Origin of the sequence: Phenylobacterium sp., from assembly GCF_024508875.1 — a bacterium.
GTDB lineage: Bacteria > Pseudomonadota > Alphaproteobacteria > Caulobacterales > Caulobacteraceae > Phenylobacterium.
Genome location: NZ_JANINU010000095.1, coordinates 1 through 8,257 on the forward strand (window position 1 = coordinate 1; position 8,257 = coordinate 8,257).

Sequence of the window (8,257 nt, forward strand, 5' to 3'; positions counted from 1 at the left end):
ACGGCCTACGAGATGATGCTGTCGGAAAGCCAGGAACGCATGCTGGCGATCCTGAAGCCCGGCCGCGAGCGCGACGGCCATGCCATCTTCGAGAAGTGGGGCCTCGACGCCGCCGTCATCGGCCTGACCACCGACACCGGCCACCTGGTGCTGAAGCACAAGGGCGCCGTCGTCTGCGACGTGCCGCTGGCTCCCTTGTTCGACGACGCCCCGCTCTACGACCGCCCGTGGACCGCGCCGGCTGCCCAGCCGCGCCTGACGCTCGGCGACGTGCCCGAGCCGAGCGACCTGAAGGCCGCCGTCCTGAAGCTGATGAGCGCGCCCGACATGGCCTCCAAGCGCTGGCTCTGGGAGCAGTACGACCGCCACGTGATGGCCGACACGCTGGAGGACTCGGCCACCGGCGCCGACGCCGGCATCGTCCGCGTCCACGGCACGCGGAAGGCGCTGGCCGTAACCTCAGACGTCACGCCCCGCTACGTGCAGAATGATCCCTACGAGGGCGGCAAGCAGGCGGTCGCCGAGGCCTGGCGCAACCTGGTGGCCGTGGGCGCCACGCCCATCGCCATCACCGACAACCTGAACTTCGGCAATCCCGAGCGGCCCGAGATCATGGGCCAGATCGTCCGCGCCATCGAAGGCATGGCCGAAGCCTGCCGCGAGCTCGACTTCCCGGTCGTGAGCGGCAACGTCAGCCTCTACAACGAGACCAACGGCGCCGCCATTCCGCCCACCCCCACCGTCGGCGGCGTGGGCCTGATCTCCGACTACGCCAGGCGCGCCGACTTCGGCGGGCTGAAGGTCGGTGACGTCCTGGTGCAGATCGGCGCCACCGGCCGCGAGTTCGGCGCCTCGATGTATCTGCGCGAGATCGGCGGCCGCGAGGACGGCGCCCCGCCGCCGGTCGACCTGGCCCTGGAGCGCAAGACCGGCGAGGTCGTGCTGAAGCTGATCCAGGACGGCGTCCTGAAGACCGTCCACGACCTCTCGGACGGCGGCCTCGCGGCGGCGGTGTGCGAGATGTGCCTGGCCTCGAACATCGGCTGCGACCTGCGCCTAGAGGACACGCCCTGGGTCGCCCTCTTCTCCGAGGACCAGGCCCGCTACCTCGTCGCCCTGAACGATCCGACCCCGGTGCTGCAGGCCTGCCGCGCCGCCGGCGTCCCCGCCGCCATCCTCGGCGAGGCGGGCGGCGAGGCGATCCGCGTCGTGGGCGGCCTCGACCTGCCCCTCACCGAACTCCGCGCCGCGCACGAAGGCTGGATGCCGGCCTTCATGGGCGACTAGCCAGCCTCAGGCCCCCAGGAAGCTCGCGCGCACCGTCTTGCGGAACGCCGCAATGCCGTCCTTCAGGCGCATGGCGTAGTAGGCCTTGGCGTCCTTGCCCGATACGTAGGTCACCTGGTCGGCCGTATCGTTGACCGCCGCCCACACGTCCTCGGCCACCTGCTCGGCGCTCGATCCATTCGAGCGCCGCGCCGGATCGCGGAACACCGACATGACCTTGCCGATGGCCTCCAGATAGGCCGGGTGCGGCGTCTGCACGATCGAGCGCGTGGCGAAGTCCGTGGCGATGCCGCCGGGCGCCACCGTCTTCACCTTGATGCCGAACGGCTCCAGCTCGTAGGCCAGGCTCTCGCTCCACCCCTCCAGGGCCCACTTCGTGGCGTGGTAGACCGAGTTGAACGGGAACGCGACCAGCCCGCCGATCGAGGTCGTGGTGACGATCGTCCCCTCGCCCCGCTCGCGCATCGCCGGCAGGAACGCCTGGGTCACCCGCATCACGCCCAGCAGGTTGGTGTCCAGCTCCTCCCGGAGCTGCTCGTCCGTGGCGCCCTCGAACGCGCCCGCCAGGCCGTAGCCCGCATTGTTGAACAGCACGTCGATCGGCCCCAGCGCCAGCGCCGCCTTGGCCGTCTCGCCGATCTGCTTCAGGTCGCGCACGTCCAGTGGCATCACCGTGATGCCCGGCACCTTCTGCAGCTCGGTCTCGGCCGCCGGGTTCCGCATCGTGGCGATCACCTTCCAGCCCTTCGACGCGAACAGCAGCGCGGTGGCGCGGCCCAGGCCCGTCGAGCTGCCCGTGATGAAGATCGTCTTGCTCATGTTCGCTCCTCCAAAATGAATTTAGACTCATTTTCGACGCGCGATACGCCGCGCCCACTGGATTGTTCAGGCCTTCAGCGCGTCCCAGCACAGGGTCGCCACCAGGTCCCGGAAGGCCGGGTAGTCCGCCTTCGACACATGGGCCGCCAGCGGGGCCATGGCCTTCAGCGTCCCGTTGATGAAGCTCATCATCCACGCGGGGTCGATGTCCTTCAGCAGGTCCTCGGCCCGGCCCCGCTCCAGCAGGGCCGCCACCGGCCGCGCGCCCTGGGCCGAGATCTCCCGCGCCCGGTCGGTCATGTAGGGCGAATTCGCGATCTGCCCCATGAAGACGATTTCCGCTTCATGCTGAACCACATAGTCGAGGTAGGCCCGCGTGATCCGGAAGAAGGCGGCCTTCAGCGGATCGCCCTGGTCGGCCAGCACCACCTCCGAAAAATTCTGCTTCACCTGCAGGTACAGCGCTTCGACCAGCGCCTCCTTGCCCTTGAAGTAGATGTAGACCGTCCCGGTCGCCACGCCCGCCCGGCGCGCTACCGACTCGATCGACAGCCCGGCCAGTCCCACCGCCTGGACCTCCTCCAGCGTGGCCCGCAGTATGTCCTGCGCCTTGGCTTCGTCCTTCTGCCTCATTCAAGAATGATGAATATGAATTCAGCTTTATGCAAGCCCGGCCATGACGTGCTCTGGTGGGGCATGACGTTCCGCGAAGACATCCGCCACCGCCTCGGCCCGCTCGCCGACAAACCGCACGTCGCCGCCGCCCTTACCGTGCTGGGCGAGCCGGGCTCGATCCACGCCATCCCTACCCCCGCCGCGGTCCTCGACCTCGACGCCTTCGACCGCAACGTCGCCAGGATGGCCGAACGCGCCCGCGCAGCCGGTCTGGCGCTCCGCCCCCACTTCAAGTCGCACAAGACCGCCGCCCTCGTCCGCCGCCAGCTCGAAGCGGGCGCCGTGGGCGTCTGCTGCGCCAAGCTGGCCGAGGCCGAAGCCCTGGCCGCCGAAGGCGTTGGCCAGATCCTGGTCACCTCGCCCATCGCCGGCCCGGCCGCCGCCGCCCGCGCCGCCGCGCTCGCCGCCGCCCTGCCCGACTTTCGCATCGTGCTGGATCATCCCGACGCGGCCGCCGAACTGGCCGCCGCCGCCCAGGGGCCCATCCAGGTGGTCATCGACGTCGACGTCGGCATGGGCCGCACCGGCTGTCACGACGCCGAACAGGCGGCCGCCGTGGCCCGGGCGGTCCTCGCCCACCCCACGCTGAAACTCCTCGGCGTCCAGGGCTACGGTGGCTCCTGGCAGCACATCGAGGGCGCCAACGCACGCGCCGCCGCGGCGGCCGAGGGCATGAAACAGCTCCAGGCCGCCATCGCCGCCGTGCGCGCGACCGGCGGCACGGTCGAAGTCGTCACCGGCGGCGGCACCGGCACCTTCGCCGCCGACGCCGCCCAGGGCGTCCTCAACGAGGTCCAGCCCGGCTCGTTCGCGTTCATGGACCGCGAATACCGCGACGCGCTCAAGTCCGACCCCGACGGCGCCTTCGAACAGAGCCTGACCATCCATTCCACGGTGATCAGCGCCAACCATCCGAAGTGGGTGACCATCGACGCCGGCCTCAAGGCCTTCTCCACCGACGGCCCGACGCCCCAGCCGCTGGGCGAACGGTTCGCCGCCTGCGCCTATCGCTTCTTCGGCGACGAGCATGGCATGCTGTCCCGGCCCAAGGACGCGCCCGTCGCCCGCGGCGACCGCCTCGCCCTCACCCCCGGCCACATCGACCCCACCCTCGACCGCTACGACCTCATGCATCTCGTCCAGGGCGACGTCCTGGTCGACATCGTCCGCATCGAGGGCCGAGGCGCGTCGCAATGAGCGAAGCCATGAACCGCTACTGGACCTTGGCCGCCGATCCGGTCCCCGCCTGGCCGCAGCCCGACACCTTCGAACTCCGCACCGGCCCGATCCCGACGCCCGGCCCCGGCCAGGCCCTGACCCGGACGATCTACGTCAGCCTCGATCCCTACCAGTGGGGCTACAAGCGCCGCGGCGTCGAAGCCAAGGGCGCCCCCTGCCACGCCCGCACGGTCAGCCGGGTGGTCGAGAGCCGCATCCCCGGCCTCGCCCCCGGCGATTTCGTGTTCAACACCAACGGCTGGTCCGAATACGGCCTGATGGGCGAAGGCGTGCCCCGCCCCGGCTACATGGTCCCGCGCAAGCTCGACCCGGCCAAGGGCAAGCTCTCCCATGCCGTCGGCGTGCTCGGCATGCTGGGCCTCACCGCCTACGCCGGCATGATCCTCCAGGGCGACCCGAAGCCCGGGGAGACCGTCGTCGTCTCGGCCGCGTCCGGCGGCGTGGGCCAGATCGCCGGCCAGCTCGCCAGGCTGAAGGGCGCCCGCGTCGTCGGCATCGCCGGCAAGCCCGAGAAGTGCGCCTTCGTCACCGACACCCTCGGCTTCGACGCCTGCGTCAGCCACCTTGACCCCACCCTGCCCGCCGACCTCGCCGCCGCCTGCCCGGACGGCGTGGACGTCTATTTCGAGAACGTCGGCGGCGCGGTGTTCCAGGCCGTCCTGCCCCTGTTCAACCCGGGCGCCCGCATGACCATCTGCGGCCTCATCGCCCACTACGGCGACGCCCCCGAGGCCAACGCCGGCGCCCAGGAAAAGGCCGCCGCCGAGGCCCGCGGCGTCCACGTCCAGAACCTGTTCGTCGGCGACTATGTGGAAGGCCACCACGACACCTTCCTCGCCGACATGGGCCCCTGGGTCGCCGAGGGAAAAGTCCGCTACCTCGAAGACATCCGAGAAGGCCTGGAAACTCTCCCCGCCGCCTTCGCAGAGATGCTGAAGGGCGGCAACTTCGGCAAGATGCTGGTGCGCATCGCCGACGACCCGACGCTGTAGCGGGGAAGGCTCTATCTTTTTGATCTTGAGCGCGATCCCTTCGCCCAACCGGCCTCCACTTCGACGGATCGCGCTCTAGGCCGCCTTGCCCATCCGCAGCAGTTCGCTGTCCAGCAACTGCACGTCCACCGGCTTGCGCAGCCGCGGCCATTGTTCATAGGCGGCGCCGCCCTCCAATTGCTCGTAGCCGGAGCAGAACACGAACGGCACCTTCTGCGCCCGCAGCCACTCGGCCAGGGGGTAGACCAGTTCGCCGCCCAGGTTGACGTCCAGCACCGCCGCGTCCGGCAGCCCGCCGCGTTCCAGCAGCGCCCGCGCCTCCTCGACTGTGGCCGCGGGGCCGATGATGTCCCACCCCAGGCGCGACAGGTCGTTCGCCACCGCCATGGCGATCAGCGCCTCGTCCTCGACGACGAGCAGCCGGCCGCGGCGCGATCCCGTCTCCAGCGCAGGCGACAAGGGCCCTGCGGCCTGCGTAGCCGGGTTCATCCGGTCCGGCCGGTGCGCCTGCGGCGGCAGCGTCGCCACCAGCCGCAGTCCCCCGCGCGGCCACTGCAGGTCGAGCGTCCCGCCCAGTTGCCGCGTCACCACCTGTTTCATCAGCGTCGTGCCGAAGCCGGCGCTCTGCGGCGGCGCCACGTCCGGTCCGCCGGTCTCGATCCATTCCAGCGCCAGGACGCCGTCGTCGCGCACCGACCACGACACCTCGACCTGCCCCCCCGCGGCCGACAGCGCCCCGTACTTGACGGCGTTGGTGGCCAGCTCGTGCAGCAGCAGCCCCAGCGGCTGCACCGCGCGCGCCTGCAGCGTCAGGCTGGGCCCCGCCACCACGATCTGCCCTTCGCGGCCGTGGCTCGACGTCTCCTCTGCGACGATCCGCGCGATGTCGCCGCCCTGCCAACTGTTCTGCGCCAGCAGCGAATGGGCCCGCCCCAGGGCCGAGATCCGCCCGCGCACGGCGTCGACGAACGCCTCCTTGCTCTCGGCCCGCGTCAGCGAGACCACCGCCTCGACAACGGCAAGCGCATTCTTCGCCCGGTGATCGACTTCACGGGCCAGCAGGTTGCGCGCCTCCTCGGTGGCCCGCCGTTCGGTGATGTCGCGCAGGATGACGGTGCCCAGCTTCGCCCGGCCGAACCGAACCTGCGAGATTGACGCCTCGACGGGGAACTCCTCGCCGTCCGCTCGCAGCGCGCTCACGGCCCCCAGCGCGCCCATCCGCCGGTTCGTTGTCCCCGCTTCCTTGAAGTTCAGGATGTGCTGGCGGTGCCCGGCGCGGAACCGCTCCGGGATGAAGCGTTCGATGGACGTGCCGATCGCCTCGGCCGCCGAAACCCCGAACATGCGCTCGGCGGCGGGGTTGAAGACGATGATGCTCTGTTGTTCGTCGATCGTGATCAGCGCGTCCATCGCCGAGTCGACGATCGCTTCCATGCGCCGGCGGCTCTCAATCAGCGCCACTTCGGCGGCGCGTCGCTCGGTGATGTCGCGCAGGATGACGGTCGCCAGCCGTTCCCCGCCCACCTGGACCTGGGAGATGGAGGCCTCGATCGGAAACTCCTCGCCTCCCGCGCGAACGCCGCTGACGGCGCCGAGCGAGCCCATCTGCCGGTTGGTGTCGCCGGTTTCCAGGAAGCGCCGGATATGCGCGCCATGCGCGCCATGGTGGCGCTCGGGGATGAACCGCGAGATCGGCTGCCCCAGCGCTTCGGCCGCCGGCAGGCCGAACATCCGCTCGGCCGCCGGGTTGAACACCACCACGACCTGGGCCTCGTTCACGGTGATGATGGCGTCCATGGCCGAGGCCAATATGCCCTCGAGCCGCTGCATGGTCTGGAGGTCGCCCTCGCCTGAGCCCAGGCTGTGTGACGGTCCTTGCATAGGCGCACCATCGCGACGCCGCGCCGTCGCGGCCTCATCGAAACAACTTACAACCCTATGATGCGAGAAACAGCGCCCGGGGGTTGAGTTTCCGATCGCAACGGCACGCCCCGTGCGCGCGCCTTGCATCCCTCCTGCGCGACGCCATCTATGCAGGGCGCGAGGCGCTTACCCCCGGTCGAGACCCCCGCCGCCTGATCACCGGCGCGACTCGACGGACCGCCTCCGCCAGCCGGACGCAACGCAGCGGTGGCCCCGCCCCAGTCCCTGCCAAGGGATGCGTTCGCGCCGGCGTCGCTCGCAGCCGCGATACCAGACACGTCGATCCTGCCGCGGACGCGCGTCCGCGACATCGCACTTGACGTCTCGCCGGCGCGGGAGCCCGGTATCGCAGTATCCCGCTTACGCTCATCGATCTGCCGCCGTTCGCGCGACCGAACGCGCCGCGCCACGGCAGATCCCCAATGACCCCGTCCCGGCCGCCGCGGCCGTCCGTCCGGCGCGGCGCCGGACGACGTCGCCCTCAGTTGTCGAAAGGGATCGATCATGACCCGCAACGTGAAGCTCATCGTCGTCGTCGCCACGGCCGGCTTTCTGGCGGCCGGAGCGGCCGCCGCGGTGGCCGCGCATCAGGATAAGTACGCGCTGAAGACGGCCGACGGCGTCGCCTTCGCCGACTTCCGTGGTTACGAGGATTGGGCGGTGGTCTCCTCTGCGCGCACCGGCGAAGTGCTGAAGGTGATCGTGGCCAACCCGACCATGATCAAGGCTTTCAGGGCCGGCGTCCCTGCGAACGGCCAGCATTTCCCCGAAGGCTCCAAGGTGGCCAAGCTCCAGTGGAAGCCGAAGAAGAGCATCGAGGCGCCCTTCGACGTCGATGTGCCCGACGTCTTCACCCAGGCCTTCCTGATGGAGAAGGACAGCAAGCGTTTCGCCAAGAGCGGCGGCTGGGGCTACGCCGTCTTCAACTACGACCCCGCCAAGGACGCCTTCGCCGCCGACGCCGCCCCCTCCGACTGCGGCAACGCCTGCCACACCGCCGTGAAGGCCAAGGACTACATCTTCCACCCGTACCAGAAGCGGTAAGCTAAGGCGCCCCCACGCCTCCCCCTCTCAGCTCCTCATCCCCGGGCTTGACCCGGGGATCCATTCCAGGCGCCGGCCAGGTTTCCACGGCAGCCTGGATGGCCGGGTGAACCCTGGCCTCGGGCGGCCGCGCAGCGGCGCGACCCTGGGCCAGGCCATGACGAGCGGGGAGGGGGGCGGCGGAAGAAAAATCACGAACAACTTTGACTCCGCCCAGAGCCCTATGTTCTTCTTTCGTTCATGTCGCACAATGCGGACAGGATCGAGGCCCGGCAGCG

The 8,257-nt window shown here is 70.0% G+C and carries 7 protein-coding genes; 4 read left to right on the forward strand and 3 right to left on the reverse strand.

Annotation, left to right across the window (positions count from 1 at the left end):
- The coding region (locus Q0L11_RS08655) for an AIR synthase-related protein (protein ID WP_296596701.1) at positions 1-1,287 on the forward strand (1,287 nt) is incomplete at its 5' end.
- Positions 1,288-1,293: 6 nt separating this feature from the next.
- Here the strand turns inward: Q0L11_RS08655 and Q0L11_RS08660 are convergent.
- Together Q0L11_RS08660 and Q0L11_RS08665 are read right to left on the reverse strand one after the other, a co-directional pair.
- Positions 1,294-2,106, reverse strand: coding sequence for an SDR family oxidoreductase (locus Q0L11_RS08660; protein ID WP_296596702.1), 813 nt, complete (start codon positions 2,104-2,106; stop codon positions 1,294-1,296).
- A 66-nt stretch (positions 2,107-2,172) separates the two neighbouring features.
- On the reverse strand, positions 2,173-2,739 hold the full coding sequence (locus Q0L11_RS08665; RefSeq protein ID WP_296596703.1) for a TetR/AcrR family transcriptional regulator: 567 nt from the start codon (positions 2,737-2,739) through the stop codon (positions 2,173-2,175).
- Between the two features lie 15 nt (positions 2,740-2,754).
- Here Q0L11_RS08665 and Q0L11_RS08670 point away from each other — a divergent pair, with 15 nt between their 5' ends.
- Together Q0L11_RS08670 and Q0L11_RS08675 are read left to right on the forward strand one after the other, a co-directional pair.
- Positions 2,755-3,978 (forward strand): alanine racemase, encoded by a 1,224-nt coding sequence (locus Q0L11_RS08670; RefSeq protein WP_296596704.1) that lies wholly within the window; start codon positions 2,755-2,757, stop codon positions 3,976-3,978.
- Positions 3,975-5,012, forward strand: coding sequence for an NADP-dependent oxidoreductase (locus Q0L11_RS08675; RefSeq protein ID WP_296596705.1), 1,038 nt, complete (start codon positions 3,975-3,977; stop codon positions 5,010-5,012). Before Q0L11_RS08670 ends, Q0L11_RS08675 begins: the two co-directional genes overlap by 4 nt.
- Before the next feature lie 75 nt (positions 5,013-5,087).
- On the opposite strand, the gene Q0L11_RS08680 is transcribed toward Q0L11_RS08675, so the two are convergent.
- A complete protein-coding gene (locus Q0L11_RS08680) occupies positions 5,088-6,893 on the reverse strand; it encodes a PAS domain S-box protein (protein ID WP_296596706.1) in 1,806 nt (601 codons plus the stop codon).
- Positions 6,894-7,439: 546 nt separating this feature from the next.
- Here Q0L11_RS08680 and Q0L11_RS08685 point away from each other — a divergent pair.
- Positions 7,440-7,979, forward strand: a complete 540-nt coding sequence (locus Q0L11_RS08685; protein ID WP_296596707.1) for a cytochrome P460 family protein — start codon at positions 7,440-7,442, stop codon at positions 7,977-7,979.
- The last annotated feature ends 278 nt before the right edge of the window (positions 7,980-8,257 follow it).

What these genes read in the sequence shown, in the direction of transcription:
- Q0L11_RS08660 (WP_296596702.1), bottom strand. Translation starts at nt 2,106, where the DNA reads ATGAGCAAGACGATCTTCATCACGGGCAGCTCGACGGGCCTGGGCCGC.
- Q0L11_RS08665 (WP_296596703.1), bottom strand. Translation starts at nt 2,739, where the DNA reads ATGAGGCAGAAGGACGAAGCCAAGGCGCAGGACATACTGCGGGCCACG.
- Q0L11_RS08670 (WP_296596704.1), top strand. Translation starts at nt 2,755, where the DNA reads ATGAATTCAGCTTTATGCAAGCCCGGCCATGACGTGCTCTGGTGGGGC.
- Q0L11_RS08675 (WP_296596705.1), top strand. Translation starts at nt 3,975, where the DNA reads ATGAGCGAAGCCATGAACCGCTACTGGACCTTGGCCGCCGATCCGGTC.
- Q0L11_RS08680 (WP_296596706.1), bottom strand. Translation starts at nt 6,893, where the DNA reads ATGCAAGGACCGTCACACAGCCTGGGCTCAGGCGAGGGCGACCTCCAG.
- Q0L11_RS08685 (WP_296596707.1), top strand. Translation starts at nt 7,440, where the DNA reads ATGACCCGCAACGTGAAGCTCATCGTCGTCGTCGCCACGGCCGGCTTT.